At 46.5% G+C, this 26,947-nt stretch carries 24 protein-coding genes; 18 read left to right on the top strand and 6 right to left on the bottom strand.

The annotated features are described in order from the left end of the window. The first annotated feature begins 47 nt into the window (after positions 1-47). The 3 genes from IE163_RS04860 to IE163_RS04850 are packed head-to-tail and all read left to right on the top strand — an operon-like array spanning position 48 to position 1,778. Positions 48-785, top strand: coding sequence for an SDR family NAD(P)-dependent oxidoreductase (locus IE163_RS04860; protein ID WP_189430798.1), 738 nt, complete (start codon positions 48-50; stop codon positions 783-785). Then, a complete protein-coding gene (locus IE163_RS04855; protein ID WP_189430796.1) occupies positions 782-1,279 on the top strand; it encodes a DUF2878 domain-containing protein in 498 nt (165 codons plus the stop codon). The genes IE163_RS04860 and IE163_RS04855 overlap by 4 nt, the downstream gene beginning before the upstream one ends. After that, positions 1,272-1,778, top strand: coding sequence for a chalcone isomerase family protein (locus IE163_RS04850; protein WP_189430794.1), 507 nt, complete (start codon positions 1,272-1,274; stop codon positions 1,776-1,778). Before IE163_RS04855 ends, IE163_RS04850 begins: the two co-directional genes overlap by 8 nt. A gap of 69 nt (positions 1,779-1,847) precedes the next feature. Here the strand turns inward: IE163_RS04850 and IE163_RS04845 are convergent, their stop codons facing one another. Beyond that, entirely contained in the window at positions 1,848-3,167 is a 1,320-nt protein-coding gene (locus IE163_RS04845) for an alkaline phosphatase (protein WP_189430792.1), read from the bottom strand. Between the two features lie 240 nt (positions 3,168-3,407). Between IE163_RS04845 and IE163_RS04840 the strand changes: the two genes are divergently transcribed. The 5 genes from IE163_RS04840 to rarD all read left to right on the top strand — a co-directional run bounded on the left by IE163_RS04840 (position 3,408) and on the right by rarD (position 10,048). Further along, on the top strand, positions 3,408-4,274 hold the full coding sequence (locus IE163_RS04840) for a class I SAM-dependent methyltransferase (RefSeq protein WP_229833437.1): 867 nt from the start codon (positions 3,408-3,410) through the stop codon (positions 4,272-4,274). A gap of 251 nt (positions 4,275-4,525) precedes the next feature. Next, on the top strand, positions 4,526-6,181 hold the full coding sequence (gene fadD / locus IE163_RS04835) for a long-chain-fatty-acid--CoA ligase FadD (protein ID WP_189430790.1): 1,656 nt from the start codon (positions 4,526-4,528) through the stop codon (positions 6,179-6,181). Between the two features lie 108 nt (positions 6,182-6,289). Further along, entirely contained in the window at positions 6,290-7,423 is a 1,134-nt protein-coding gene (gene rnd / locus IE163_RS04830; protein ID WP_189430788.1) for a ribonuclease D, read from the top strand. 149 nt (positions 7,424-7,572) lie between these two features. Then, positions 7,573-8,961, top strand: coding sequence for a DUF4397 domain-containing protein (locus tag IE163_RS04825; RefSeq protein ID WP_189430786.1), 1,389 nt, complete (start codon positions 7,573-7,575; stop codon positions 8,959-8,961). Positions 8,962-9,145: 184 nt separating this feature from the next. Then, on the top strand, positions 9,146-10,048 hold the full coding sequence (rarD, locus tag IE163_RS04820) for an EamA family transporter RarD (RefSeq protein ID WP_189430784.1): 903 nt from the start codon (positions 9,146-9,148) through the stop codon (positions 10,046-10,048). Positions 10,049-10,098: 50 nt separating this feature from the next. Here the strand turns inward: rarD and IE163_RS04815 are convergent, their stop codons facing one another. Genes IE163_RS04815 through minC form a run of 4 tightly spaced genes read right to left on the bottom strand, consistent with a single transcriptional unit; the run spans position 10,099 to position 13,687 of the window. Next, positions 10,099-11,823 (bottom strand): hypothetical protein, encoded by a 1,725-nt coding sequence (locus tag IE163_RS04815; protein WP_189430782.1) that lies wholly within the window; start codon positions 11,821-11,823, stop codon positions 10,099-10,101. A 38-nt stretch (positions 11,824-11,861) separates the two neighbouring features. Continuing rightward, the gene (minE, locus tag IE163_RS04810; protein ID WP_189430780.1) at positions 11,862-12,122 is read right to left on the bottom strand and encodes a cell division topological specificity factor MinE; all 261 of its coding nucleotides are present in this window, start codon (positions 12,120-12,122) and stop codon (positions 11,862-11,864) included. A 3-nt stretch (positions 12,123-12,125) separates the two neighbouring features. Further along, positions 12,126-12,935: a septum site-determining protein MinD gene (minD, locus tag IE163_RS04805; RefSeq protein ID WP_189430778.1), complete on the bottom strand. Its 810-nt coding sequence runs from the start codon at positions 12,933-12,935 to the stop codon at positions 12,126-12,128. An 11-nt stretch (positions 12,936-12,946) separates the two neighbouring features. Continuing rightward, complete coding sequence (gene minC / locus IE163_RS04800) at positions 12,947-13,687, bottom strand: septum site-determining protein MinC (RefSeq protein ID WP_189430777.1); 741 nt, start codon at positions 13,685-13,687, stop codon at positions 12,947-12,949. A 110-nt stretch (positions 13,688-13,797) separates the two neighbouring features. Here minC and IE163_RS04795 point away from each other — a divergent pair, with 110 nt between their 5' ends. The 10 genes from IE163_RS04795 to IE163_RS04750 all read left to right on the top strand — a co-directional run bounded on the left by IE163_RS04795 (position 13,798) and on the right by IE163_RS04750 (position 24,365). Next, positions 13,798-14,076 (top strand): YcgL domain-containing protein, encoded by a 279-nt coding sequence (locus IE163_RS04795; RefSeq protein ID WP_189430775.1) that lies wholly within the window; start codon positions 13,798-13,800, stop codon positions 14,074-14,076. Positions 14,077-14,122: 46 nt separating this feature from the next. Further along, complete coding sequence (locus IE163_RS04790; RefSeq protein WP_373297871.1) at positions 14,123-15,139, top strand: lytic murein transglycosylase; 1,017 nt, start codon at positions 14,123-14,125, stop codon at positions 15,137-15,139. Then, entirely contained in the window at positions 15,140-15,802 is a 663-nt protein-coding gene (locus tag IE163_RS04785; RefSeq protein ID WP_189430771.1) for a fumarylacetoacetate hydrolase family protein, read from the top strand. It abuts the gene before it with no gap. After that, a complete protein-coding gene (locus tag IE163_RS04780; RefSeq protein ID WP_189430769.1) occupies positions 15,803-16,297 on the top strand; it encodes a YcgN family cysteine cluster protein in 495 nt (164 codons plus the stop codon). Between the two features lie 3 nt (positions 16,298-16,300). Beyond that, entirely contained in the window at positions 16,301-16,960 is a 660-nt protein-coding gene (locus IE163_RS04775) for a mechanosensitive ion channel domain-containing protein (protein WP_189430767.1), read from the top strand. 83 nt (positions 16,961-17,043) lie between these two features. Next, complete coding sequence (gene smc, locus IE163_RS04770) at positions 17,044-20,496, top strand: chromosome segregation protein SMC (protein ID WP_189430765.1); 3,453 nt, start codon at positions 17,044-17,046, stop codon at positions 20,494-20,496. A gap of 19 nt (positions 20,497-20,515) precedes the next feature. Beyond that, positions 20,516-21,415, top strand: coding sequence for a cell division protein ZipA (gene zipA / locus IE163_RS04765; RefSeq protein WP_189430763.1), 900 nt, complete (start codon positions 20,516-20,518; stop codon positions 21,413-21,415). Positions 21,416-21,476: 61 nt separating this feature from the next. Then, positions 21,477-23,513 (top strand): NAD-dependent DNA ligase LigA, encoded by a 2,037-nt coding sequence (gene ligA / locus IE163_RS04760; RefSeq protein ID WP_189430761.1) that lies wholly within the window; start codon positions 21,477-21,479, stop codon positions 23,511-23,513. 49 nt (positions 23,514-23,562) lie between these two features. Beyond that, the gene (locus tag IE163_RS04755) at positions 23,563-23,898 is read left to right on the top strand and encodes a DUF3392 domain-containing protein (protein ID WP_229833436.1); all 336 of its coding nucleotides are present in this window, start codon (positions 23,563-23,565) and stop codon (positions 23,896-23,898) included. Beyond that, a complete protein-coding gene (locus IE163_RS04750; RefSeq protein ID WP_189430759.1) occupies positions 23,895-24,365 on the top strand; it encodes a DUF2919 family protein in 471 nt (156 codons plus the stop codon). The genes IE163_RS04755 and IE163_RS04750 overlap by 4 nt, the downstream gene beginning before the upstream one ends. A 10-nt stretch (positions 24,366-24,375) precedes the next feature. Here the strand turns inward: IE163_RS04750 and IE163_RS04745 are convergent, their stop codons facing one another. Beyond that, positions 24,376-26,013 carry a response regulator gene (locus tag IE163_RS04745; protein WP_189430757.1) on the bottom strand — a complete coding sequence of 546 codons (1,638 nt, stop codon included), beginning with the start codon at positions 26,011-26,013 and terminating at the stop codon, positions 24,376-24,378. Positions 26,014-26,947: the final 934 nt, after the last annotated feature.

The raw sequence follows: 26,947 nt of genomic DNA, 5'->3' as shown, positions 1-26,947 counted from the left end.
TGTTCTTATTCCTTTACGTATAACTCAAAACTACAAAAGGAGTTCTTATGTCTGCGACAATTTTAATTACCGGTGCTAGTTCAGGTATAGGACGTGAAACGGCGCTTTATTATGCCCAACAAGGTTGGAATGTTTACGCGTTAGCTCGCTCTACTGATAAATTAGCTGAATTAGCGATGCAATTTTCTGACAAAATTGTGCCGGTAAGCCTGGATTTAACCGATATGACAGCGATGCAAATCTGGCTGAGTACCTTGCCTGTCACGCTTAACTTTGATGTGGTGTTGCTCAATGCCGGCAATTGTGAATACGTAGATGCCACTGATCTCGATTTAGCCGCGTTTGAGCGAACCTTTGCTATCAATTTTCAAGCGGTTGTCGCCAGCACCAAATTGTTACTTCCAAGGCTTAAAGCCGGCAATACTCTGGCAATTGTTAGTTCTATGGCACACTTTTTCCCCTTTACCCGCTCCGAAGCCTATGGTGCAAGCAAGGCAGCGGTTAGTTATTTTACCGAAAGTCTGCGGGTGGACTTAGCTAATACCGGCATTAACGTTTGCTTAATCGAGCCAGGCTTTATTGATACCCCCCTTACCCAAAAAAATGATTTTGCTATGCCTTTTCTAATGCCGGTTGCTAAGGCAGCTAAGCGGATTTTTGACGGGATTAATGCCGGGAAATTAAGACTGCGTTTTCCAAGACGTCTCGGTTATTTGCTAAGAGCGTTAAGTTTGCTGCCCTATGGTATGCGTTCAAAATTAGCTGCCCGGATGAAGCAATCATGAGTGAATTGAAAAGCAAGGTTCCGTGGCGAGCATTGATCGGCTTTGAGTTATGTTGGTTTTTACTGGTCTTTTTTCAGCAATTGTTATTTTGGCCCGTGTTAGCTTACTTGTTCTATGGCCTGTGGCAACTCCCCTCAAGCAGAGCACAGTTTGCCGTATTACTCACCGCCGCTCTAGGTATTACGGTTGATAGCCTATTGGTATTTGCTGGAGTCTTAAGTTTCGCCCAGCTAGCCTGGCTGCCCTTGTGGTTTATTTTGCTTTGGGGGATCTTTGCGCTGGCATTGGTGGAAGTGATGAGTCGCTTTTTAACTAAACCTTGGTTAGCCTTTCTACTTGCAGCGGTAGGCGGTCCGTTATCCTATATCGGCGGTGCGGCGCTTAGCGACGGCATAATGAGCTTTCCAGCGGGTTTGTGGTCTTATGGGATATTAGCCCTAGTGTGGGGCTTGCTTGGTGTATTTTTTGGTTATAGCAGGAGATGGTATGCGTAAAATACTTAGCGTAATTTTTGCCCTGAGTTTGTCTTCACCCTTGATGGCTGTACCTGAGCTTGAAACCGTAGGGCAGGGGAGTTATCGTTATATGTTATGGCAACTTTACGATGCCAGGCTTGCCAGTGAGGACGGACGTTTTGTTAACTATCAGCAAAGCACGCCTTTGTTATTAGAGCTTACCTACAAGCGCAATATAAGCCGTGATCAATTTATCAAAGCGACGGTTGATGAATGGAAAAAGTTGAAACAAACTAGCAATGAACAACAGCAGCAATGGGCTGACCAACTGGCAACACTGTGGCAAGATGTGAAGAAGGGCGATAAGTTAGCTGCAGTGCTGTTACCTGATAAGTCTGTAGAGTTTTATTTTAACGGCACTAAAACCGGAATATTAGACGACGCGGCCTTTGGCCCGGCATTTTTTAATATTTGGTTGGACAGCGCAACAAGTGCGCCAAAGCTAAGAGAGCAATTAACCGGCCAAAGCAGTGAGTAAATGCCTGTTGTTGCAAAAAAGCCCAGGGATGTACTGGGCTTTTTAAACAAAGCAATCTTTGCAAATAAGTTATTGTGGGCTAGTGCTAATATAGCGAAGTAATTGTTTAGCAATGGCAGTGTTGTCCATAAAGCCATGAAAATCCGCGCTGTTTTTTCCATAAGCCATTAGCGGCACATCTGCAGCAGTATGACCGCCGGTCGTCCAGCCGGTATAAGAATATTTTGCTATTAATGCTACTGCCACTTCTCGTAAGTCTTTTTGCTCTTTACCGCGCTGTGCCAACAGTTGTTGTTGTTGTTCAGTGGTTAATTTGATTTTAGTCAGCTCTAACCAACGACTTAGGGCCGCTTCATCGCTACTGGCTGCATTAAGCTCGTCGGCAATTTTACGGCCGGTAGCGGTTACGTTTTGAATAACGTCAGGCAACCACAGGTATTTACCATCGGCACCTAACGACATCCCCCCCGTTTCATGATCGGCAGTAATTACCAGCAAGGTATCAGGATTAGCATCAACATAGGCTTTGGCTACAGCAATAGCTTGCGCAAAATCGTGCATTTCAGCCATAGCACAGGCGATATCATTGTCGTGCCCACACCAATCTATTTGACTACCTTCAACCATCAATACAAAGCCTTTCTCTGCCGGGCTTAACAGTTGCAGCGCCTTCTCAGTCAGCGTGGCGAGCTGTCGTGGTTGCTTGGTATTTAACGCTGCGGGTAAGCCTACGTTATCTAACAACGCTATTGCTGGTTTGCGGGTTAAAATGTCTAACTGCTGCCAGCTGTCGGCATATTGATAGCCCTCGCTTTTAAACTCGGTTATTAAGTTACGATCTTCGCGGACAAAGTAATCGGTACCGCCACCTAAAATGACATCGGCTACCGGCTTACCATTAATCCGATAATCAAAATACATATCGGCAATAGCGTTAAGGTTGCGGCGGCTCACATTATGTGAAACAAAGGCTGCTGGTGTCGCATGATTTACCTGGGAGCTGGCGACAATCCCATTGGCTTTACCCATTTGCTTAGCAAGCTGCATCATAGTGCCAATAGGGATATGCTGACGATTGACCGAAATTGCGCCATTAAAACTTTTCACGCCGGTCGCCAGTGCAGTAGCACCTGCTGCAGAATCGGTAACCAGCGTATCATCGTCAGGGTAAGTACTGGCCATGCCGGTTAGTAAATCATCAAAAATAGTATTGGCAACTGCCTGTCTGCTGGCGTTGGTGCCATGCTCATTGCTATGCTGATAGTAACGGTAGGCCGTCAGATAAGCTGGCCCCATACCATCGCCAATCATATAAATAACATTTTTGGGTGCAGCCAATGCCGTTGTGCTGCTTAATACGAATAGCGACAAAAATGATAACGCGCGCATCTGGTAACCTTAATAATCGAATAAAACCAAACTTAGTTTAAAGCAGCATCGGTTTTAGACCAAGCCGCTTGCGACAAGGTTGCAAAAATATGACATCAGCGTGTGATGCGCTTTTGCTGGACTTTTAGGCAAATAGGGCGTTATCTTAGGGCTAATAGCCTGAATTTGGTAATTAATCTGCCGTTTGAGCTACGCAACCTGGCCGTCAGTACAGTATTAAGCTAATCCAAGGTCTTAACTATGAAAAAAATAACAACAAGCATAGTAGTAGTAAGTTTGCTGCACTTCATATTTTGCAACAGCAGTTTTGCCAGCGCCTCGGAGCAGTGGCAAGCACGTTTAACTGAATTAGCCGAAAATCCAAAACGCGGTGCCGCTCATTTACACCGCAATCAATATCGTAATCCCGTTGAAACCTTGTCATTCTTTGGGATAGAGCCGCATATGTCTGTGTTAGAGCTTTGGCCGGTGCGTGGCTGGTATACAGAAATTCTAGCGCCGTTTTTAAAAGATCAAGGCCAACTTACCGTAGCACATTTTCGCCTAGATGGTGGCAACGTTCAAGATGAACGCAGTTTGTTCTGGGCCCGTCTAAGCGCTCGGTTAGAACAACGCATTTTGCAACAAGCAGCAGAATTTGGCCCCATTGCCCGAGTAGCTTTAGATCCGCCACAGTTTATTCCAGCACTAGCACCTAACCAGTTCGATATGGTACTGAGTTTTCGCAATGCTCATATTTGGGATCAACGTGGACACTTGTTGGCGACCATGCAAAATTTGTATGAGGTCATTAAGCCCGGTGGCGTACTGGGTATGGTTGAACATCGTGCCGCCAGAGTAACTGAATTGACCAGTTATGCCGTAGAAGGCTATACCGATGAAGCCTATTTAATTGCCGTTGCCGAACGGGTCGGTTTTCAGTTGGTGGCAACTAGTGAAATTAACGCCAATCCGAAAGACACTAAAGACTATACCAAAGGGGTTTATACCTTACCGCCAACGCTAGCATTGGGGTTGGAAGATCGTGATTATTATTTAAGTATTGGTGAAAGCGATCGCATGACGTTGAAATTTGTTAAACCAAACTCTGCGGATTCACCAGAATGAGGCTTAGTTTAAAGAATCGTGCCTACAGGTGTATGTAACGTTGTAAAAATGCAGATAGTAGACAGATTGTCTGTTTCGCCCATTTATGGGATGATGGCATTAGAGCAAAAACTCAGATTAACCGCTGCAAGCAAGCAATAACACCGCAAATTGCCTAAATGCAGCTAAAATAACTATAAAAAAGCCAAGCTTACTAGCAGTTTAATATCAATGCTTGCGCTAAGTATAACAACTTTATTAAGGAGTAGACGGTGGACAGAGTCTGGTTAAATTCATATCCCGAGGGCGTTCCGGCGCAAATCGATCCTGATCATTATTCCTCTTTGTTAGATATTTTCAGTCAAAGCATTGAGAAGTTTGCAGATAAGGTTGCTTTTATCAACATGGGTAAAAGCATTACTTATCGTGAGTTAGATAAACAAAGCCAAGCCTTTGCTGCCTACTTACAGCATGAGTTAGGCTTAAAACCTGGCGACGCTGTAGCGATTATGATGCCAAATTTGCTGCAATACCCAGTCGCTTTAATGGGGGTGTTACGCGCAGGTTGTAGCGTGGTTAACGTTAATCCACTTTATACGCCACGTGAGTTACAACACCAACTTACCGACTCTAAAGCTAAAGCTATTATTATTGTTGAAAACTTTGCCCATACCTTGATGGCAGTGGAAAAGCATATTCAGTTAGAGCATGTTATTTTAACCAAAATGGGCGATATGCTAGGTACCGTAAAAGGTACTATTGTCAATTTAGTGGTGAAACACCTTAAAAAGTTAATCCCTGCTTATCAGTTACGAACGTTTACCCCTTTTAATCAGGTTTTAGCGCGTGGCGCCAGTTTAAGCTGGCAAAAGCCTACGGTCAGCGGTGATGATATTGCGTTTTTACAGTATACCGGTGGTACTACTGGTGTATCAAAAGGTGCCATGTTAAGCCATCGTAATATGGTGGCTAACCTGGAGCAAGCCAGTGGCTTCTTAGATCAGTTTCTGGATGAAGGTACAGAGAATGTAGTAACGGCTTTGCCGCTTTATCATATCTTCGCGCTGACCGCGAATTTCTTTGTGTTCTTTAAGCACGGTGGTACTAATCTTCTCATTACCAACCCGCGTGATATGCCTAACTTTGTCAAAGAGTTAGCAACGTTCCCTTTTACCGCTATCACCGGTGTTAACACGCTATTTAATGGCTTACTGAATACCCCAGGTTTTGCTGAGTTAGATTTCAGTAACCTGAAGCTCTCGTTAGGCGGTGGTATGGCAGTGCAGCGCCCGGTGGCAGAGCGTTGGAAAAAAACGACCAAAACCCGTTTGTTAGAGGGTTATGGTTTAACAGAGTGCTGCCCACTGGTTACCTTAAGCCCATTTAATCTGGAAGATTTTAACGGCAGTATCGGTTTACCCGCACCTTCCACTGATATCCGTCTGGTTGACGAAAATGATAATGACGTGGCGCTGGGCGAGTCTGGTGAAATGATTGTCCAGGGTCCTCAGGTGATGTTAGGTTATTTAAACCGGCCGGAAGAAACCGCGAAGACCATTAAAAACGGTTGGCTCTATACCGGTGATATCGCCCGTATGGATGAGCAAGGCTTCTTCTATATCGTTGATCGCAAAAAAGACATGATTTTAGTCTCGGGCTTTAATGTGTTCCCGAACGAAATCGAAGAAGTCGTTGCGATGAACGAGAAGGTGCTAGAGGTAGCGGCTGTTGGTGTCCCGAATGAATCGACCGGTGAAGTGGTGAAAGTGTTTATTGTTAAAAAAGACGCTTCACTCACTGAGCAGGAAGTAATAGCCCATTGTAAACAACATTTAACGGGCTACAAGGTACCAAAACTGGTAGAATTCCGTAGCGAGCTGCCCAAAACCAATGTAGGCAAAATTTTGCGCCGCGAATTACGCGGTTAATAAAAAAAGCCGGCTTAAAGCCGGCTTTTTTGTCACCTTTATCCTGTTTGTTATCCTCGGCTAAGCGAGGCAGAAGATAGTAAGCACAGTAGATACAGAGAGTTAATAATGTCATTGCTTAGTGATAACCAGAGTTTAGCCCAGTTTTGCCAGCAAGCGCTATTACAGCCCCTTCTGGCGGTAGATACTGAGTTTATCCGGCAAAGCACCATGGCACCCAAGCTTGGCCTGATTCAGTTGTTCGATGGCGAGCAATTGGCCTTGGTCGATCCTTTAGCCATTACCGATTGGCAGCCATTACAACAGTTATTCGCGGCAACTCAGGTCACAAAGATCCTACATTCCTGTACCGAAGATTTAGAAGCTTTTGCTACTATTGGGATCACTGAAATTTGCCCCTTGTTCGATACCCAGCTGGCAGCAGAGATTTTAGATTGGGGCGCTAGTATCGGTTATGGCCGTATCGTTGAGCAATTAACCGGCGCAGTCTTGGACAAAAGTGAGTCCCGCACCGATTGGTTAGCCAGACCTCTAGCACAAAAGCAGCTCGAATACGCTGCCAACGATGTGAAGTTTTTGCTCCCCGTTTATCAAAAGCTGCTAGCGGAATTTACTGTATCTTTAAAATTAGAGTTGTTACTGGCAGAGGGGCAACAATTACTAAAGCGGCGGCAGCAACAGCTACCGGATGCTTTTAAATACCTGGAAGTGAAAAACAGCACCCAATTAAACAGCCGCGAGCTGGCGGTATTGCGGGAGCTGGTCAGCTGGCGCTATCAATATGCCTGCAACCGTGATCTTGCCCTGGGTTTGGTGGCAAAAGACGCGCAGCTATTAGAGCTTGCCAAACGCCGTCCTGCCTCTGCAGAGAGTTTACTGAACATTCCTGGCATGGCTGGTCGCGATATGCGTCGCCATGCCAAGCTTTTGGTTGAGTTAATTGATACTGCCAAAGGGATCCCAGCGGAGTTGTGTCCGCAACGTTTTTATCATCTGGAGCAGTTCGCCGGTGAAAAAGTGGTGCTGGCCGAGTTAGGTCAGGCGGTGAAACAGGCCGCCGCCGCCACCCAAATTCCGGCCTCGTTTTTATCTACGCGTCGGCAATTACACGAATTTTTTAATTGGTGCTGGCGGGTGACGGATGCTGAGCGCGTTTTGTTACCAACGCCAGAGTATCTAAGTGGTTGGCGTAAAACGATATTAATGCCTTATTTACCTATGCCCGCTCATATCATGTTGTAAGGAAGGTGTTGCAGTACGTTTCACAAAGGCTTTTGGATCTATGCAAAATTTGCAACGTAATAGCCGAAATTTACCAACAATAATTGTTGATCGCTTAAGTTTTTTAGCGCGTAAGTTTTTTCGCTTAAATCAACTAAAGGGCAACAACAATGAAAAAAATCCTAAAGCTTTCATTAGCCGCCGCTGTATTGGCGACCCTCAGTGCTTGTAACAGCAGTAGTGATCCGGTGGCTGTTCCACCACCGCCACCACCACCACCGCCACCACCAGTTGTGGTTGACGCCACACTTCGGGTTATTCATGCCTCCTCCGATGCCCCTAACGTTAATGTACTGGTGGGCGGCGAGCCGGTAATCGAAAACCTGGCGTACGCTCAAAGCTCTGATAATTTTGATTTGCCTCCTGCAACATACAACGTCGCAGTACAGGCTATCTTGCCGGGCAATGCCACGGCCACAGTTATAGGACCTTTGGATCTTACGCTAGAAGAAGCCACAAATTATAAAGTATTTGCAGTCGGTTCAGTCGCTGCGCAGACCTTAGAGCCGCTGGTTGTAACCTCAGATGTTGAGGCCCTAGCTGCTGGTAATGTGCGCCTGCAAGTGGTACATGCTGCCTCAGCTGCACCGACGGTAGATGTGCATGTAACCGCACCAGATGATGCGTTAGGTGCGGCATTAGCAACCTTAGATTTTAAACAGTTTACCGGTGCTGTAGAGGTGCCAGCGGGTAACTATCGTGTGCGCATCACGCTACCTGGTGAACAGACAGTCGTATTCGACTCAGGTGCGTTGGAACTTGCTGGTGGTACAGATCTGGTTGTTGCAGCAATAAATAACCGATTGTCAGGCATGTCACCGGTATCGCTGTTAGCCGTTGCACCGGATGGCAGTTTCTTTGATATTACCGATGTTGATACTACCGCCTCAGTGCGTGTAGTGCACAACGTCTCAGATGCTCCTGCGGTTGATGTTATCGTGAACGACAGCATCAAATTGGTTGAAGCCTTGTCTTTCCCTAACTTTACCGATTACGTCGGTGTCGCGCCTGACACTTACAATGTTAAAGTTGCTGCGGCAGCCGATAACAGCGTAGTGGTAATCAATGCTGATTTAGAGCTAATGAAAGGGGCCTTTTACAGCGTGTTAGCGGTGGGTTCCTTAGGTGAAGGCAGTATTGAACCGCTAGTGTTAGCCGACATGCCAAGACGTATTGCAACAGAAGCTCAGGTTCGTATCGTCCACGGTTCTACTCTGGCTGGTCCGGTTGATATCTATGTCACAGCAACCAACGATATTAGCGAGGCGACGCCAGCCTTTGCTGCAGTAGAGTTTAAACAAGAAACAGGTTATGTATCATTAAACGCCGGTGAATACGTAGTAACGGTAACACCAACGGGTAGCAAGACAGCGGCAATAGGCCCTGTAGCATTAGACCTAGCGGCAAACCGTATCTACACCGCAATAGCGCGTGACGGTGCAGGTTTGACCGGTGATGTAGGTTTAATTCTGTTAGATGACTTTGTTGCTGTAGAGTAATCAGTTTTTCCTTCCATTTAACAATAAACCCGGTGCAAGCCGGGTTTATTTTTTGCATAAAACGTCAACACACCCTAACTATTCCTGCAAAACGACGATGTGCTCTGGAGCATTATTTTTCCAGATTAGGTTAGGCAGCCAGAGCGTAAAGCTTTATAATCGCCGCTTGCATGGCGGAGTTAGTATGTCTTTAACGCGTGAACAAAAGCTTGGTGGTATTTTTGCTGCCAGTGCTTACACCCTCTGGGGCATAGCCCCGCTTTATTTTAAGCAAATTGATTTCATCCCTGCACCGGAAATTTTGGTGCATCGTATTGTCTGGGCTTTTTTACTTTTGCTGCTGGTTATTTTACTGCTAAAGCAAGGGCGTGATACGCTGGCGATATTAGCCAAGCCCAAATTACTGCTTTGGTTACTGCTTTCTTCACTGTTACTGGGCGGTAACTGGTGGTTATTTATTTGGGCGGTAAATAATGCTCATATGCTGGATGCGAGCTTAGGCTATTACATTAATCCTTTGCTTAATGTGCTGCTTGGGATGCTGTTTTTAGGTGAGCGTTTACGGCGTTTGCAATGGTTTGCGGTAGTGTTAGCAGCTAGCGGGGTGTTGTGGCAAATCATCAGCTATGGCGCTGTCCCTTGGATAGCCCTGGTGCTAGCGGGCTCTTTTGCACTTTATGGTTTGCTAAGAAAAAAATTAGCGGTTGATGCCATTAAAGGGTTATTTTTCGAGTCCTTGTTATTACTGCCGGTAGCCTTGTGGTATTGGTGGGCATTGGCCGATAGTTCTGCTGCCAATTTCGCGCAAAACAGCCTTGGTTTAAATGCCTATTTAATTGCTGCAGGTCTGGTGACAACGGTTCCTTTGCTGTGTTTCATTGCCGGAGCCCGCAGATTGCAGTTATCTACTATGGGGTTTTTCCAATATATAGGCCCAACCTTAATGTTTGTTTTTGGTGTCTGGTTATATAAAGAGCCTTTTGCGGCAGAGCGCTTATTTACCTTCGGTTTAATTTGGCTGGCCTTATGTTGTTACAGTGTGGATGCTTGGTTGGCGAGTAGGGCAAGACGTAACCGAGTAGTCTAAATAAAAAAAGCCAGAGCAATGCTCTGGCTTTACTGTTAGCTTAGCAGGAATTACTCCGCTAATTTCATATCAGTAGCGATGACCACGCCGTGTTGATCAATGCCGAAAGACAAACCTAACTGCATATCGGTATTCATCATAGACTCTAGCTCAGGTGGCATTGGCTGGCCAGACATGGTGATCATGTCAGACATCGCAGTAAAGAATTGCTTATAGTCCATACCGAAAGACATTAAACCATTTTTACGGAGCTTTTCTTTGCCAATAACGTCGGCTTGCGCTTTCGCTTTGTCGCCAACATAAAGTAATAAGTGATTACCGCTAGCTTTTAATCTGGCATCTAAACCCATCATGGCGATGGGCGGGAAAATTTCCGCTACAGAAATTTCTTCACCATCCGCCGGTAGTGTAATACCTGCTAATGGCGGTACCATAGCTTTAGCATTGGCTAATAGCGCTTGCGGGTTATCGGCAGATAAGGTAATTAGCGCATCGGCAGAGGTAGGTTGGCCGGTAGCCATATCCATACTAAAGCCGTTGATGGTCACAGAAACGCCTTGTAAACCATTTGCTGCCATACCTGCCATTGCTAACATCATCATTGGGTTTTGATCTTTCAGCTGTTGCTGCACGGCTACTAGTGGTTCACACTTCAGGCTGAGATCTGTCATACCCGCCCAGATTTTGCTGATAGCGGGTGTTAGCTGACTAATCTCAGTCCCTAATGCCATATAGAACATTGATGAGTGCAGGCTACCATTTAGGCTGCTTGGAATATAACCTTGCAGGCCCTGTAGCCCCTCCAGCGCAATTTTGCTCTCCGTTGGAAATAGCATTTTACTGCTCATCGCCATGCCAGAGGCATTTTGCTGCTTAATCTCCGCATCCATCACTAAACCTGGCCAGGTTTTGGTGAGCATGGCAACATCGGCACGACACTCTGCGGTGTGCCAAATGTGTAATGGTTCTGGTAAGCCACCGGTAAAAGTTAGCTGTAAATCTTTAGCCAGTTGGTTACCGTCGGTTGTGGTAAAGGCTAAACCGAGTTGTTCCGTACTGAAAAAGCCTAAACCATCTTGTTTTAGCTGGTACTTCTTACTGATATCAGCAAGCTTGCTGTTATTGCCCAGGTTTTGCGTCGGTTTTTGTTGTGCTAAAGCTTGAGCACGGTGTGTTTCTGGTAGCTTACTGCTATGCAGCGCTACTGTGCCCCAACCGCGATCAACGCTAACCAATAGTTCTAAGCCATCGAGTAATTCACTTAATGAATAAACCTGATAGCTATGCCCGGCTAATTGTTGGGTTTGATAAATAACACCGCTTTTCGCTGCTGCACGCTCAAAAAATGCCTGAAAGGCGGCAGCATCTGTTACTTCAAAGCGTGCTACTGGTGCTGCACCTACCAGATAGGTAAGAGAGCGAGTTTTTGCGGCGATACCAGTGTTTTTTACAAAATCATCTGGTGCACCCAGAATAGTCATATAGTCTTGAAACAGTGCAACACCAAATTTCACTGCTGGCGACGATTCTGCGGATAATGCCGCCATGGCCTGTTGCATTTCATCATTGTTTAACTGCTCAGATGACATGCCAAGACTTTTTAAATACGACACCAGATCAATGGCGGTAAACTGGCCGGAAAACAATGCTGTATCAGCAGGAACGTACTCCAGCTCGCTCAGGTTTACGCTTGCAGGTGAAGATGTTTTATTGATGGCATAATAGCCAGCTACGCCTGCGGCTATGATTGCGGCGGCGATGAGGGTCTTGCGCATTGTCTGCTCCTTTGACAGAAGTTAAAAGAAAAGCGCAACTAGCGCTTTTCATCGGGGAAAGTGACGTTCAGTTCAAGTACTGACAGTTCGTCACTGCGTTGCTCCAGCGATACGGCAATTTGATCAGCTGGAATATCAACATACTTACGAATTACTTCCAAAATATCACGTTCTAATTGTGGCAGATAATCCGGACCAGAGCGACGTTTACGCTCATGCGCTACAATAATTTGCAGCCGCTCTTTTGCCGTGCTGGCGGTATTGGTTTTCTTTGAACGAAAATAGTCCAGTAACGACATCAGTTATCCTCCAAAAATCCTTTTGATAAAACCTTTTTTCTCCACGGTTAAAAAGCGCAACGGCACTTTCTCACCGAGCAGGCGCTGTACAGTGTCCAAATAAGCCTGACCGGCATCACTGTCTTTATCCATAATCACTGGCTGGCCTGAGTTTGATGCATTTAACACAGCTTGTGATTCTGGAATAACACCAATAAGTTCTATTGCCAGGATTTCTTTTACATCTTCTACGCTGAGCATCTCACCCTTTTGCACTCGTTCAGGGTTGTAGCGAGTAAGAAGCAAGTGTTCTTTAATGCCCTCTAAGCCTTGCTCGGCCCGACGAGACTTACTGGAAAGCATACCTATAATGCGATCCGAATCTCGTACCGATGACACTTCCGGGTTAGTCACAACTACAGCTTCATCAGCGAAGTACAATGCCATCATAGCACCAGACTCAATACCTGCTGGCGAGTCGCATAAGATAAAATCAAAGTCCTGGGCGAGTTCGTTTAATACCCGCTCTACACCCTCTTTCGTCAGGGCGTCTTTATCACGGGTTTGCGAAGCGGGTAAGATAAACAGGTTGTCGACTCTTTTATCTTTAATCAGCGTTTGCTTTAGGTTCGCTTCGCCGTTAATGACGTTAACGAAATCATAGACCACCCGACGCTCGCAGCCCATAATTAAATCTAAATTGCGTAAACCGATATCAAAGTCAACAATAACTGTTTTGTGTCCGGCAAGTGCCAGCCCAGTGCCAATAGCCGCGCTGGAGGTGGTTTTACCGACACCGCCTTTGCCCGATGTAACCACAATAATCTTTGCCATAGTGAGGTTCCTTACACTAATTCTGAAATGACTAACGTCTCGTCCTGCAATTTAATGCAAGCCGGTTTGCCCCAAAACTCACCTTGCAGGCTTTCGCTTAACCAATAGTTTCCGGCCACGGATACCAGTTCAGCCTGCATGTTATAACAGTAAATACGTTTGCTGGTATCACCACTGGCCCCTGCAATCGCTTTGCCGCGCAATGAACCATAAATATGAATATTGCCATCAGCAATCACTTCCGCACCGGCACCAACGGCACCTTTAACAATCAAATCGGCACCTTTAGCATAAATTTGTTGGCCGGATCTCACAGTTTGTTCAACCACTTTACTATCCATCATCACTGGTTGTGCTGCGAGGGAGTGCGTTGCCGCTGTTTTCTGAGCTGATTGCGCTGACGATGATGTGCTATGCGCTTCACTGGCTGCAGATTTTGTTGTAGCTGCTTTACCGGCTTGCAGTACGGCTAACCCCGCCTGCTGCGCCGCTGTTTTAACACTGGCACTGGCTCCTGTTACCCCAACTAATACCAATTTCAGCTCACTAAATAAGTGCTTTAATGCTGCAAAATCGGGTACATCCACGCAGTCTTGCAGATTAAGCACTATGGGCGCCTGATAAAAAAAACCGGGTGCTTGCGCTAATTTAGCGCTTAACAGCGGGCCGAGAGTGGCGGCACTTGCATCAGTACAATGTAACACGGACAAAGGGAATAAACTGCCCTTTAATTCTAAGGAGTGTTCAGACATAAAAATTCAGCGCTTTTACTATTATTATCACTGCCGTGGCAGCGTTATACATGCGCTTCATGTTATAGTCTTGCTATCTGTTAGGCAAGTTAGCGAAGTAGTTTTATTGTATGTTATGCGCCGTTTATCGTAGCCTGCGCAAAGAAGGCACCTATTTATATATAGAAAAGCGGGACGACTTTAGTAAAGTTCCTGCGTTGTTATTACAAAGCTTTGGTAAACCCGAGCTGGTGACTGTAATTAATCTGGCAAAACGGGAACATCTGGCACAGATTGATATCAATAAGTTAAGGGCCGCTTTAGTTGAGCAAGGCTTTTATTTGCAATTACCACCACCACCAGAAAATTTGTTAGCTGCGCATAAGGCGGCGAACAATCTAAGCCGTTAAGAGGAAAGGGAGTGTTTTTATTATGGGTTTCTCATTAAATCGCTGCATGGTAGCGGGTTTCATGTTAGCAATTAGTCAGTTTTCTTTTGCTCAAACCAGTACTGATAATACTAAGCCTGACTATGCTGCATACACAGCGGCATTAAAAGTGGAAGCGCAAGCCAAAGGTTATGATGCTGCGTTGTTAGATGCCGTTTTTAGTTCACTCACCTTTTATGAAAGAGCCATCAGTGCGGATAAAAGTCAACCTGAAATAGTAGAGACATTAAATACCTATCTACCTAAGCGAGTCAGTGAGACGCGGATCCGGATGGCGCGTGAACGTTATCAAAAATATTTGCCGCAATTAGAAGAAATCGGCAAACGTTATGGCGTGCAACCGCGCTTTATTATCGCTCTCTGGGGTTTAGAAAGCAGTTTTGGTCGTTTTATGGGTAATTTTTCTATTCCTTCAGCGCTTGCCACCATGGCTTACGAAGGCCGCAGAGAAACCTTTTTTAAGCAAGAATTTTTTAATGCCCTCGACATCTTGGCACAAGGCCATATTAGCCTGGAAGATATGAAAGGTTCCTGGGCTGGTGCTATGGGGCAAAGCCAGTTTATGCCAAGCTCCTTCTTAGCCTATGCGCAAGACGGCGATGGTGATGGTAAAAAAGATATCTGGACGAACGAGCTGGACGTGTTTGCCTCTATTGCTTACTACTTAAAGCAACAGGGCTGGGACAATAATGGTACCTGGGGCCGTGAAGTGTTGCTGCCCAAAGGCTTTGATGCGGGGCATGCTATTCAGCGCGGTAGTTTAGCCCGCAACGAATGGTTACAACGTTGGAGTGCGTCAGAGCGCAGCCTTGCTGACTGGCATAAACTGGGCGTGCGCAGACTAAGCGGTGAACAATTGCCACAACGTGATTTGCAGGCCGCGTTGGTATTGCCCGACGGCCCTGATGGCCGGGCTTTCTTAGCCTATCATAACTACAAAAGCCTGATGCACTGGAACCGCTCTTACTATTTTGTTACCAGTGTCGGCTATCTGGCAGATCTTATCGTGGCGGAGCAAGGCTAAATGTACCAGCATCAAACTGTAGCATTACAACACATCGATTTACCGCTGGGTAAGGTGGTGTGCATTGGTCAAAACTATCAAGATCATATTGCTGAGATGCAGAGCAAAACGGCTGCAGAGGCCTTGTTCTTTATTAAACCGACTACGGCTTTGGTACCTTTGACTCCGGGCTTTAGCATCCCTACAACGCAAGGTGCCGTGCATAACGAGCTGGAAATTGCCGTGTTAATTGCCAAACCGTTAAAGCAGGCCAGCTTTGCCGAAGTCAATGAGGCAATTTGGGGTTATGGCTTGGCGCTGGATTTAACCTTACGTGAGGTGCAGGCTAAATTAAAGCAACTGGGCCGTCCCTGGGAAATTGCCAAAGGTTTTGACGGTGCTTGCCCGCTAAGTGGCTTTGTACCGAAACAGGCGGTGCAACATCCACAGCAATTAGATTTCAGCCTAACGGTAAATGGCGAACTGCGTCAGCAGGGTAACAGTGCCAATATGATCCGTGGCATTAGTCAATTAATTAGCGAAATGAGCCAGCATTTTACCCTGTTGCCAGGCGATGTGGTACTTACCGGCACACCGGCTGGCGTGGGGCCATTAGAAGCCGGCGATACCTTGCAGCTACAACTGGCCGATTTTTTCTCAATCACTACCCTGGTAACAAACTAAATGACACTAGCAGAAAACTTTTGGCAGCATAAAACACTGGCCGAAATGAATACCGAAGAGTGGGAGGCACTCTGTGATGGTTGTGCCAAATGCTGTTTAAATAAATTTATTGATGATGATGAAGACGAAGGTCCTACCGCAGTCATCCATCAGGATGAGCAAGTTCACTTTAGCAATATTGCCTGTCGTTATTTAAATAGCCACAAGTGTGAATGTACCCAATACGATTTGCGCACGGTGTTAGTGCCCGATTGTATTAAGCTAACCAAAGAAAACCTTAAAGATATTTTCTTTATGCCCAACAGCTGCGCTTATCGTCGTTTACATGAAGGGCGTGGTTTACCTTCCTGGCATCCATTATTAAATGGTGGCAAAAAAAGTCTGATGCACAAAAAGCAAATGTCGGTGCGGAATAAAACCATCTCTGAGGACCAGGTCGATATGGATAAGTTTGAAGACTATATCGTTAGCTGGCCGTTAAATGATTTGGATTAAGCTATGAGTGTTGAGCAGTCAATTATTGCGGAAAGTGATCTGTTAACAGAGCTGAGCAGCTACCTGAGCCCCACCTTTATCCAGTTAGGTTTATCGGTATTCGCTTTCTTAGCCTATATCATTATCAGCCGTCGATTAGTGCCAGTGATGTATAATTTGCTGGCTGGCAATCGTATGCGGCCAGAGATGAATAAACGAGCCTTGGTGGTATGCCATATCTTATTGCTACTGTTACTTATGGTAGTGCTAAGTATCGTTTGGGGGGTGGATATTCGCGGTTTGCTGGTATTGGCCTCGTCCATTATTGCCGTAGCGGGTGTCGCCTTATTTGCTTCCTGGTCACTGATTAGTAATGTTACCGCCTTCTTTATTTTATTGGGGCAAAAAGACTTCGCCGAGGGCAGCAAAGTGCGGATTATCGATGGCAATAACTCGCTGGAAGGGGATATTTCGGAAATTCATCTGTTTAACACCGTGCTCACTACCAAAGAGCAAGAGCGTATTATCTACCCTAATAACCTGATTATTTCCAGACCTGTAGTCATAGTCAGTTCGGTAGTAGATAAGCCTGCTGTGCGAAAAAGTTTAGATGTGTTAGTTAAAGCCGAACGTTGGCGTAAGAAAAATTTGCAAACCCGTTCAATCAGCAGAATTAGCAAGTGACAGTACAAAACAAATTCGGTAGATTGAACAAACTGAATAATAACAACTTAATAGCGGCTTGCATAAAAGCAAGTTGCGGCTAAATGCGCTTAAAACAAATTAAACTTGCCGGTTTTAAGTCTTTTGTTGACCTGACGACAGTGCCGTTTCCGGAAGCGATGACGGCGGTAGTGGGTCCCAATGGCTGTGGTAAATCTAATGTCATAGATGCAGTGCGCTGGGTGCTGGGTGAAAGCTCGGCTAAAAACCTGCGCGGCGACGCTATGACCGATGTCATTTTTAATGGCTCAGCGCAGCGTAAACCGGTGTCACAAGCCTCGGTTGAATTAGTGTTTGAAAATACCCAGGGGCGTTTAGCTGGTCAGTTAGCTGATCGCAGTGAAATTGCTATTAAACGCCTGGTCACCCGCGATGCCCAGTCCAGTTACTTTCTCAATGGCAGTAAATGCCGCCGCCGTGATATTACTGATATATTTTTAGGTACCGGCTTGGGGCCGCGCAGCTATGCCATTATCGAACAGGGCATGATCTCCCGTTTAATTGAATCTAAACCGCAGGAGCTGCGGGTTTTTATTGAAGAAGCGGCGGGTATTTCCAAGTACAAAGAACGGCGGCGCGAAACAGAAAATCGGATTAAACATACCCGGGACAATCTGGATCGCTTAGCAGACGTGCGCGAGGAGCTGGGTAAAAATATTGAAAAACTAAAGCGTCAGGCCGCAACAGCGCAGCGTTATAAAGAGTTAAAAGCGCAAGAGCGTAAATTAAAAGCTGAAGTTACCACCATTAAATGGTTAGGCTTTAATCAGCAATTGACACAGCTAGAGCAACAATTACGCGAACAAGAAACTGAGCTGGAAAAATACTTCGCAGCCCAGTCCGGTGATCAGCGGATTTTGTTGGAACTGAAAGAACAGGCGGCAAATGCCCGCAGTGAACAAGAGCAGCGGCAACAGCACTTCTATCAACTCGGTGCGACGATTAGCCGGCTAGAGCAACAAATCCTGGGGCAGCGTCAGCAACAACAGATGCTGCAGAGCCAGTTGCAACAAAAACAACAAAGCCTGCAGGAGTTTAACCGACACCAGCAAACTGATTTACAACAATTGGCAGAACTTGTCGCCCAGTTAGAAGAATTAGAGCCGGACACTGAGCTACAAGCAGAGCAGGCTGCAGAGCTGGAATGGCGATTACAAGATGCTACGCAGCAGGTTCGTCAGCAACAGCAACATTTTGAAAGCTGGCAGCAAAATAGTTTTAGTCTGCGTGAACAAGCGCAGCAGTTGCGGCTGCAGCTACAGCATCTACAGCAACAGCAGCAACAGTTGGCAGAGCAGCAGTTGCGGCAAGAGCAGCAGTTGGCTTTGTTGGATGATGCGTCTCTGGCCGAGGCATTGGCAGTGCTGCAACACGAACACGAAACCTTACTTTGCGCCCAACAACAGGCACAGCAGACTTGGCAGCAGCAACAAGTAGCTCTAAGCCGAGCTGAGCAAGAGCTTACTGTCGCCAGGCAAGAGTTACAACAATGGCAGAATCAACAGCAGGTATTACAGCTCGAGCAACAAAGGCTTGAGCAACTGCAACAAGCTCTGCCCGCGAGCGAACAGCAGCTATTGCAGCAATTGGAATTATCACCCGGTTGGGCCTTGGCTGTGGCTTTTGCCTTGGGGAATTTACAACATGCCAATATTGTTGAGCAGCATCCGGATCATCTGGATGAGTCAGGCATAGCAAGTTACCTGACAACAGATTGGCAAAGTGCCAACTCACAGGCCGACAAGTCATTAGCAGTTCAAGGCACCTTGGCCAGTGCGATAAAGCGCGGCCCTTATCCGGAAAGCTTCCGGCATATTTTATTAGCTGACACCTTAGGCGAGGCTTTGGCGAAGCAATCGACACTTAGTGCCGGGCAATCCGTTATTTGTCCGCAAGGTGTGTGGCTTGGCATAAACTGGGGGATGCAACCTGATGCTAATGCCACAGACAGTGCATTACTGCGGCAAGAGCGTTTACAGCAGCTAACTGAAAAACTGCAACAGCTGACCGAACAGCTCGCCTTAGCAAGTGCTGCAGCGGAGCAGGCTAAGCAACGTTACCAGCAGCTTGAGCGGTTAGTGCAAATGGCTGCACAACAGCAAGAAGATTATAAAAGTCAACTGCAACAAGTTAATACTACCATCCAACTTAAGCAGTTAACCTTGCAACAAGTGCAACAACAACGTCAGCAATTACAGCAGAGCATTGCCGAGCTGAGTGCACAGCGGCAGATACTGACAGCGCGATATGACGAACAACAAGTATTGCAGGATGAGGCCGAACACACTTATCAAGCGCAACAAACCGAACAGCAGCAGTATCAACAGAAGTTGCAACTGGCGCGTCAGCAAGAAGAGTTACTGCGCTCACAAAGTGCAGAGCAGCGGCAGCGTTTAGTGCAACTGCAAATGCAAAGTCAACTCTGTCAGCGCCAGCAACAAAGCTTGGAACAAAATTTAGCGCGAGCAGCTGCACAGCAAGGCTTGTTGCAACAGCAAATTACAGAGTTACAACAGCAGCTTGCCGCCGATGATGATCCGGCGTTATTGTTACAAGAGCAATTACAAGAAAGCTTATTGCTGCGTGAAGATGCCGAATCAGCATTAAAACAGGCCAATAACGTTCTGGGTACACTCGAGCAGCAAATCCGTGAGCTGGAGCAAGGACAATCAGGTATAGTGCAACGGGTATCACAGCAGCAAAAGGCGTTAGAGTCGCTGCGGCTGGATGCAGAAGGCTATCGTATCCGTGCTAATAATATGCTGGAACTGTTACGTGAACAGCAGGTCAGTATGAAAGAGGTATTGGCAGAGCTACCTGCAGCGGCAGATGAACAGACGTGGCAGCAGCAACTGGATAAAACGGTGGATGCTGTTAGCCGCTTAGGGGCGATTAACCTGGCAGCGATAGAAGAATATGAGCAACAGGCTGAGCGTAAGCAGTATTTAGATGATCAGCATCAGGATTTAGTTTCCGCGCTGGAGACGTTAGAAACGGCGATGCGTAAGATCGATCGGGAAACCAAACAGCGTTTTAAAGATACCTTTGAAGAGGTTAACGAAGGCCTAAAACAGCTGTTCCCGAAAGTTTTTGGTGGGGGCAGTGCTTACCTGGATTTAACCGATGAGGATTTATTGGAAACGGGGGTAAGCATCATGGCGCGCCCTCCTGGTAAAAAAAACAGTACAATTCATTTATTATCCGGTGGTGAAAAAGCGTTAACCGCTTTATCATTAGTGTTTTCAATCTTCAGACTTAATCCGGCACCTTTTTGCATGTTGGATGAAGTAGATGCACCTTTAGATGATGCCAATGTGGGGCGTTTTTGTAATCTGGTGCGGGAAATGTCTGAAACGGTACAATTTATTTATATTAGCCACAATAAAATTGCCATGGAAATGGCGGCGCAGTTAATGGGTGTTACGATGCAAGAACCCGGTGTCTCCCGAGTCGTGGCGGTAGATGTGGATGATGCTGTCAAACTGGCAGTAGCCTAAAAAGTTAAAGGTATAAGAAATGGCTAGCGAGTTGCGTTTAGTGTTAATTATTTTGGGTGCCCTGGTATTGGGTGGTTTATTCTTACATGGCTTATGGACGGTGCGCAAAAATAGTAGCAAAACACAGCATCGTTACCATCCTGAGGATAACGAAAGAGACAATAGTAGTGGTGAAGGATTCGACGAGCTGGGTATAGGCCCGGTGCGGGTGGTAAAGGGTGCGGGCAAAAAGCCAGTTGAACCCAAGCCGCGTTTTACCACAACACCTAAGCCAGATGCTAAACCGCAAAGTCGACCTATCGACTTAAAGCGCCGGGTTGAGCCTACTGAGCAAGATGACTTGTTTCAGGAACCGCAGGAACCGGTGTTAAATTTTTCTGCGTTAGCCGACGAAGACTTACCGCCTGCCACAACGCAAGACGCCCCTGACTATGATGAGTATGACGAGCCGGCCGCTGAGTCACCTGCAGAGGATGCTGGCGATGCTGAACCATCAGAAGTCCTGATTTTGTATGTGTTGTTACCTGAGCAGCAAGAATTAAAAGGTCAGGAGCTACTGTCGGCGTTAACGGTATTAGGCTTTAAATATGGCGAGATGGATATCTTTCATCGCCATCAAGACAGTGCAGGTAACGGTGAAGTTCTATTCAGCCTGGCGAATATGTTTAACCCCGGCACCTTTGATATCGATAATATGGATAAGCTCAGCACTCGCGGTTTAAGCTTGTTTATGACGCTACCTGGACCAGGCGAGCCGTTGCAGAACTTTAATGTAATGCATAACGCTGCGAAAAAACTAGCAGAGGAATTCGGTGGTCAGGTGTTGGATGGGCAACGTAGCGTGCTGACAGTGCAAACTGTGCGCCATTATGTTGAACGTATTCGTGAGTTTCAACGCCAGCGTTTAATCCGCCGCTAAGAGCCACAGTTAAATTAACACGGCAGGTATATACCTGCCGTTTTTATTGAAGAGTTCCATTATGAAACAAAGCCCCGAACAGCAAATAGCCGCCTTGCGCCTGCAACTTGCCGAGTACAATTATCAATACTACGTGTTAGATGCCCCTACAGTGCCGGACGCCGAATACGATCGGCTTTATCGTGAATTACAGCAGCTTGAGCAGCAACACCCGGAGTTGGTAAGTAGTGACTCACCGACACAGCGGGTAGGCGGTGCCCCTTTAGCCAAGTTTTCGCAGGTGCAACATAGCATTCCTATGTTGTCGCTGGATAATGCTTTTGATGCGGCCGACTTTAGTGCCTTTGTAAAACGGATGCGCGATAGATTGGATCTTGCTGGTGAATTTAGTTTTTGCTGCGAGCCCAAGCTGGACGGTTTAGCGGTAAGCATCCGTTATGAAAATGGTGTGCTGGTGCAGGCTGCTACCCGTGGTGATGGCAACACCGGTGAAGACATTACCACTAATATCCGCACCATCCGGGCTATTCCATTGAAGCTTAAGGGCGATAACCTGCCACCAGTACTGGAAGTGCGCGGCGAGGTTTTTATGCCGCTAGCGGGCTTTGCGCAGTTAAATGAACAGGCCAGACAACAAGGTGACAAGGTCTTCGCCAATCCACGTAATGCCGCTGCCGGTAGCTTACGGCAGTTAGATCCGGCGATTACCGCTAAGCGCCCACTGATGTTTTATGCTTATGCCGTTGGTCTGGTAGACGATCCTGCAGGTTACCTCAATAACAGTTGCCATTATCAACGTTTACAACAGCTAAAAGACTGGGGCCTACCGGTTTGTCCGGAAATTCGTCTGGTTGAAGGAGAAACAGCAGCGCTGGCGTATTATCAGGATATTTTGACGCGGCGCGCTAGCCTGGCTTATGAAATCGACGGTGTGGTTATTAAGGTCAGTAATTTAAACCAGCAGCAAGCACTGGGCTTTGTCGCCCGGGCACCGCGCTGGGCTATTGCCTTTAAATTTCCAGCGCAGGAAATGCTCACCACCTTGTTGGATGTCGATTTTCAGGTTGGGCGCACCGGTGCTATTACCCCGGTTGCCCGTTTAGCACCGGTCAATGTTGGTGGTGTTACGGTCAGTAATGCGACCTTACATAATCAGGATGAAATTAACCGCTTAGGCGTGCAAATTGGCGATACCGTTATCGTCCGTCGCGCGGGTGATGTGATCCCACAAATTGTGGCGGTGGTGTTAGAGCAACGTCCTGATACGGTGCGACCAGTGGTTTTTCCAGAGCAATGCCCGGTTTGCGCCTCCAGTATTGAACGGGTAAGTGGCGAAGCGGTGGCACGCTGCAGCGGTGGCCTGTTTTGTGCCGCCCAGTTAAAAGAAGCACTAAAGCACTTTGTCTCGCGTAAAGCGCTGGATATTGAAGGGCTGGGCGATAAGTTGGTAGAACAATTAGTCGATCAGGGCTTAGTAAAAACACCAGATGCAATTTTTGCGTTGGATATGCCGTCGTTAGTCGGTTTAGAGCGGATGGCAGAAAAGTCGGCTCTTAAGCTGTTAAATGCGATTAAACAGGCTAAAAACACCAGCTTACCGCGTTTTATTTATGCGCTGGGTATCCGTGAAGTGGGCGAGGCTACGGCACTTAATTTAGCGAATCACTTTACGACCTTGGATGCTCTGGCCGCTGCTAGTCTGGAACAGTTATTAGCAGTACAGGATGTGGGTACCGTGGTCGCTGAGCATTTGTATAACTTCTTTCGCGAGCCGCATAATCAGCAAGTCGTGGCCGCACTGTTAGCGCAAGGGTTACAGTGGCCAGCAATTGCTAAAGTGCAAAGTAGTGAGCAACCACTAGCAGGGCAAACCATAGTACTTACCGGAACGCTAAGTACTATGGGGCGGGATGATGCTAAAGCCTTACTGCAGCGCTTGGGCGCTAAGGTATCGGGTTCGGTGTCGGCAAAAACGCATGCCGTTATAGCCGGTGAGAATGCCGGTTCAAAACTGGCAAAAGCTGCCGAATTACAAGTGCCAGTCTGGGATGAACAGCAGATGTTGGCATTATTTCAACAGTATGGCGTGGCAAATTAGAACGGGCCAGCAAGGGCTTAAATTAAGTAAGTAGTAGGAGCGGTCAGTCATGCCAGATTGGTTGATGGAATTGTTGCAGCAGTGGGGAGCATTATTTCGCCCTTATGCACGAGATATTGCCTTAGCGATGGTTGCTACTAGCTTGGTGGTATTTGGGGATGATCTGAATCGGATTATTCGCCGGCAAATTGCCCACTGGCATTTTGTTTGGCGAACCTTAGTGTTTATTCTGGTTTGTGCCTTTGGTTATGGCGCTTTAACCCTGTTTTTAACGCCCTGGGTCGCCCGCCAACTAGCGGGGTTTAGCAACCTGTGGTTGCCGTGGTTTTGTCTGGCGGTATTTAGCGGTTTAGGCATGTTAGCGCAGCGTAAGCGGCAAGTATGAACGACTGGCCCTTACTGGATAAATACGGCTTAACGCCCGTTCCACAGCGTTTTTATTGGCTGTTATTAGTATTACTGCGGCCTTATTTGAGCTGGGTGCTGGTGTTGACCTTACCCGCTCAGCAGAAAGATCTGTTAAAGCTGTTTTATCCACAACAACAAGATTTTTTGATGGCCTGTTTAATCGCTTTGCCGGTGTTGCTGGTGGTGGTGGCTCTAACGCAGCGCAGTGATAAGCGCAGTGCGGCCTGGCGCCCAGTTTGGCGCGTCAGTCAGCCGTTACTTTTGCTTTGCTGTAGTGCAGATCTAATCTACACGCTTTATGATTTACCGACAGATGCCATTCTGGATGCGCCCTGGCGATTAGTGTCTGTGGTGGCTTTGGGGTTATGTTTATTTTGGTTAGTAAGGTCTAGCACTTTGCCGATTATTTTTCGGGAGTGGCCGGAGCCAGTGATAAAAAAGTAACATGGCTTGCTTAGCCGACAGAACTTCTCATGGTATTTTCAGCTAAGCGTAGTTTAAGCTGTTCATAGCGATTCTTTTGCTCAGGTTTGAGATTGGCTTGTTCAATGATTTGTAAGCATTGTTGTAATAGCCGGCTTTTTTCCTGTACCGAACACAGTTGCCTTGGAGACGTTAGCAAAGTTTGCCAGAGGTTTAGTGCAATACCTGCGTTTTTAGGCATAACTTGATGCGCCAAGGCAAAGGCTTCAAAGGCTTGCTCCCAATGCCCGCGTTGATATAACTGTACCGCGTTATTGTTAAGTTCCCGTGGTCCCTGCTGCATCTGTTTTCGTTCGGTTTTCTCTTGTGCCAGAAAAGCGCTAAACATGGGATCAGCTTGCTGCTTGATACAATGTTCGCTAATGTGCTCGAACAGTTGTTGCGATGCTTCTGTTAAACCGACTTCATGTAATGCTTTTGCTTTATCCAGCGCATCTTCCAGTGATGCTATTGGGCTATCAATTTTCAAATCACGTAATAGCGCCTTGGCTTTATCTTTATGATCTTGCAAGTACAAGATGCGAGCTTTTAAAATTTGTTGCTGCTCATTGAGATCTTGCTTCGCAAACTGCTTTTGTAAGTTTTGCAGGCTTTGGCTGGCTTGTCGGTTTAACCGACTGCTTTGTTCTTCGTCTTCGCTACTCAACGCAAAATCAATACTGGCGCGCGCGAGATTTAAGTAAAGGTCTGGTTGTTCGAAGATCGAATAACGGGCAAATTTCACCATATCTTTGGCCGCCCGGTATTGTATTTCGTAATCATGATTTAAGCGCGATAAATGCAATAGCTTCTGTTGCCGCAGTAAATTGCGGGGCGCTAGATCGGCCGCATCGATAAGGTGTTGTTGAGCTATTTGGTAACGTTGCTGCTTAAACTCCAGCTCCGCCAGTAAATCCAGTGCGAACAGTCGGCTATCTGTGCGCATGAGCATCGATTCTAGTTCGCCAAAGGCTTCCGCTTCTTTGCCAAGGTGAAGATAACAGCGCACCAAGCCCATCTTTGCCCAGCTGAATGGCTGAATGGCAAGCATGGCTTTAAAGAATTGCTCGGCATCGGCATATTGTTGCTGGATAAGCAAAATATCACCTTTTAATTTGAGCAAAAGGGGAAACCATTTGCGTTGTGCGGCGTTAGATAATTGTTCGTCGATATATTGCAAGGCAGCGTGGTGATTACCCGAGTCGAGCAACTGATATAAGGTTCTTAATTGTTCTTTACGTTTTAGTACCCGTTCAATCCGAAGCTGCAGATCTTTTATCACAAAAGGCTTGGCCAGAAATTCGTCTGGCTGTAATTCGATAACGCTATGCACCAGGGTGGGATCGGTTTCCGCACTAATGAAGATCACGCCGGTGGTATGTTTTTGCAGACCGCTTAGTTTAAGCTCTTCATATAACTGATAGCCGTCTTTACCATCGCCCTGATTGTAAGAGCAGATAACTAGATCAAACTGGTTGTCGCGACAAAGGTTTAATGCTAACTGCGGCCGGTCGGCAATGGTGATATCTTGATAATTAAGCTGTTCTAAAGCGTAGCGCAAATAGCTCTGAGATAATGATTGTTCATCAATAATCAGAATACGTTCATTGCGTTTTAGCGAACTATCCATCTACAGCAATTATCCAGCGTGGGTGAGATGATCATACTATAGCAATTTTTTCGTACAGAATAACTGTTAAAGATCAATTATTGCTGGTTTGTGGAAGGAAATTTAGAAATTGGTAAGTAATCCATAGGTATTATTTGCTTTTCCGCTGTGCTTTGTCAGGCACTGTTACGTCTTAGTTTGCTAATTTTGGCTTAATTCGCTTTACCTGATTTTATGATTGTGAATGAAAGGTGGTTAGTATTTTTTTTATCCGCTGTAAAAAGACCATGCAAATTTGCGCTGTGCCGTTTTAGCTTTTTATGCAGATTGAGCTGGCGTAAGATTGGTGCATCCGGCGGCTAAACGCGCCGTACAACTTTGTCGGGGCACGCTGTGAACCCTTCCCTGGGGGGTTACAAACTTCTTCTTGAAGTTTGCCCTGCGGGCCAGCACAAGCGCTGTTCAAATTCGTTCCCGACGAATTTGTCTGTTTTTCACCCCTGAAAAACACCTCCCAGAGCAAAGTGTACTATGCGTTTACCACCTTGTTCGATTTTCGCATTACGCCGAAAAATGGCCAACAAACTAACACAAAACTAATGTCAGGGAGCCATTTTGCTATCTATTAAAAAACGCCGATGCAGCCAGGCAGCGAGCCGATATTGCTAAACAAAGCGTGTACGGCATGGATGCCGGACAGGAGCCCCCAAGGATGGGTTCACGGCGTCTTTGTGTGCAATATCGGCTATAAGCAGCCTGGCGATTCGACTAAAGCAAGCTGCTAGAATTCAAGCGGTAAAGAGTGGGCGGTGCTCTTGCACGTTACTAACAATTTCATCGGGACAAAAAGGGATTTGGTGGATTGTACTGGGTTCGAACCAGTGGCAACCGTGTCTTAGTAAAGAGTGGGTGGTGTTCTCACAGCTGAGCTAATATTTAGTAGAGTTTACAAAGG

Origin of the sequence: Alishewanella longhuensis, from assembly GCF_014653435.1 — a bacterium.
GTDB lineage: Bacteria > Pseudomonadota > Gammaproteobacteria > Enterobacterales > Alteromonadaceae > Alishewanella > Alishewanella longhuensis.
Note: the sequence above shows the minus strand (reverse complement) of the source record. Positions and strands in the feature narration are given on the sequence as shown.

What these genes read in the sequence shown, in the direction of transcription:
- IE163_RS04845 (WP_189430792.1), bottom strand. Translation starts at nt 3,167, where the DNA reads ATGCGCGCGTTATCATTTTTGTCGCTATTCGTATTAAGCAGCACAACG.
- IE163_RS04775 (WP_189430767.1), top strand. Translation starts at nt 16,301, where the DNA reads ATGAGTGTTGAGCAGTCAATTATTGCGGAAAGTGATCTGTTAACAGAG.
- minD (WP_189430778.1), bottom strand. Translation starts at nt 12,935, where the DNA reads ATGGCAAAGATTATTGTGGTTACATCGGGCAAAGGCGGTGTCGGTAAA.
- IE163_RS04785 (WP_189430771.1), top strand. Translation starts at nt 15,140, where the DNA reads ATGTACCAGCATCAAACTGTAGCATTACAACACATCGATTTACCGCTG.
- IE163_RS04750 (WP_189430759.1), top strand. Translation starts at nt 23,895, where the DNA reads ATGAACGACTGGCCCTTACTGGATAAATACGGCTTAACGCCCGTTCCA.
- minC (WP_189430777.1), bottom strand. Translation starts at nt 13,687, where the DNA reads ATGTCTGAACACTCCTTAGAATTAAAGGGCAGTTTATTCCCTTTGTCC.
- IE163_RS04840 (WP_229833437.1), top strand. Translation starts at nt 3,408, where the DNA reads ATGAAAAAAATAACAACAAGCATAGTAGTAGTAAGTTTGCTGCACTTC.
- IE163_RS04795 (WP_189430775.1), top strand. Translation starts at nt 13,798, where the DNA reads ATGTTATGCGCCGTTTATCGTAGCCTGCGCAAAGAAGGCACCTATTTA.
- IE163_RS04780 (WP_189430769.1), top strand. Translation starts at nt 15,803, where the DNA reads ATGACACTAGCAGAAAACTTTTGGCAGCATAAAACACTGGCCGAAATG.
- IE163_RS04790 (WP_373297871.1), top strand. Translation starts at nt 14,123, where the DNA reads ATGGTAGCGGGTTTCATGTTAGCAATTAGTCAGTTTTCTTTTGCTCAA.
- IE163_RS04745 (WP_189430757.1), bottom strand. Translation starts at nt 26,013, where the DNA reads ATGGATAGTTCGCTAAAACGCAATGAACGTATTCTGATTATTGATGAA.
- IE163_RS04815 (WP_189430782.1), bottom strand. Translation starts at nt 11,823, where the DNA reads ATGCGCAAGACCCTCATCGCCGCCGCAATCATAGCCGCAGGCGTAGCT.
- minE (WP_189430780.1), bottom strand. Translation starts at nt 12,122, where the DNA reads ATGTCGTTACTGGACTATTTTCGTTCAAAGAAAACCAATACCGCCAGC.
- zipA (WP_189430763.1), top strand. Translation starts at nt 20,516, where the DNA reads ATGGCTAGCGAGTTGCGTTTAGTGTTAATTATTTTGGGTGCCCTGGTA.
- rnd (WP_189430788.1), top strand. Translation starts at nt 6,290, where the DNA reads ATGTCATTGCTTAGTGATAACCAGAGTTTAGCCCAGTTTTGCCAGCAA.
- IE163_RS04855 (WP_189430796.1), top strand. Translation starts at nt 782, where the DNA reads ATGAGTGAATTGAAAAGCAAGGTTCCGTGGCGAGCATTGATCGGCTTT.
- smc (WP_189430765.1), top strand. Translation starts at nt 17,044, where the DNA reads ATGCGCTTAAAACAAATTAAACTTGCCGGTTTTAAGTCTTTTGTTGAC.
- ligA (WP_189430761.1), top strand. Translation starts at nt 21,477, where the DNA reads ATGAAACAAAGCCCCGAACAGCAAATAGCCGCCTTGCGCCTGCAACTT.
- IE163_RS04850 (WP_189430794.1), top strand. Translation starts at nt 1,272, where the DNA reads ATGCGTAAAATACTTAGCGTAATTTTTGCCCTGAGTTTGTCTTCACCC.
- rarD (WP_189430784.1), top strand. Translation starts at nt 9,146, where the DNA reads ATGTCTTTAACGCGTGAACAAAAGCTTGGTGGTATTTTTGCTGCCAGT.
- IE163_RS04755 (WP_229833436.1), top strand. Translation starts at nt 23,563, where the DNA reads ATGCCAGATTGGTTGATGGAATTGTTGCAGCAGTGGGGAGCATTATTT.
- IE163_RS04825 (WP_189430786.1), top strand. Translation starts at nt 7,573, where the DNA reads ATGAAAAAAATCCTAAAGCTTTCATTAGCCGCCGCTGTATTGGCGACC.
- IE163_RS04860 (WP_189430798.1), top strand. Translation starts at nt 48, where the DNA reads ATGTCTGCGACAATTTTAATTACCGGTGCTAGTTCAGGTATAGGACGT.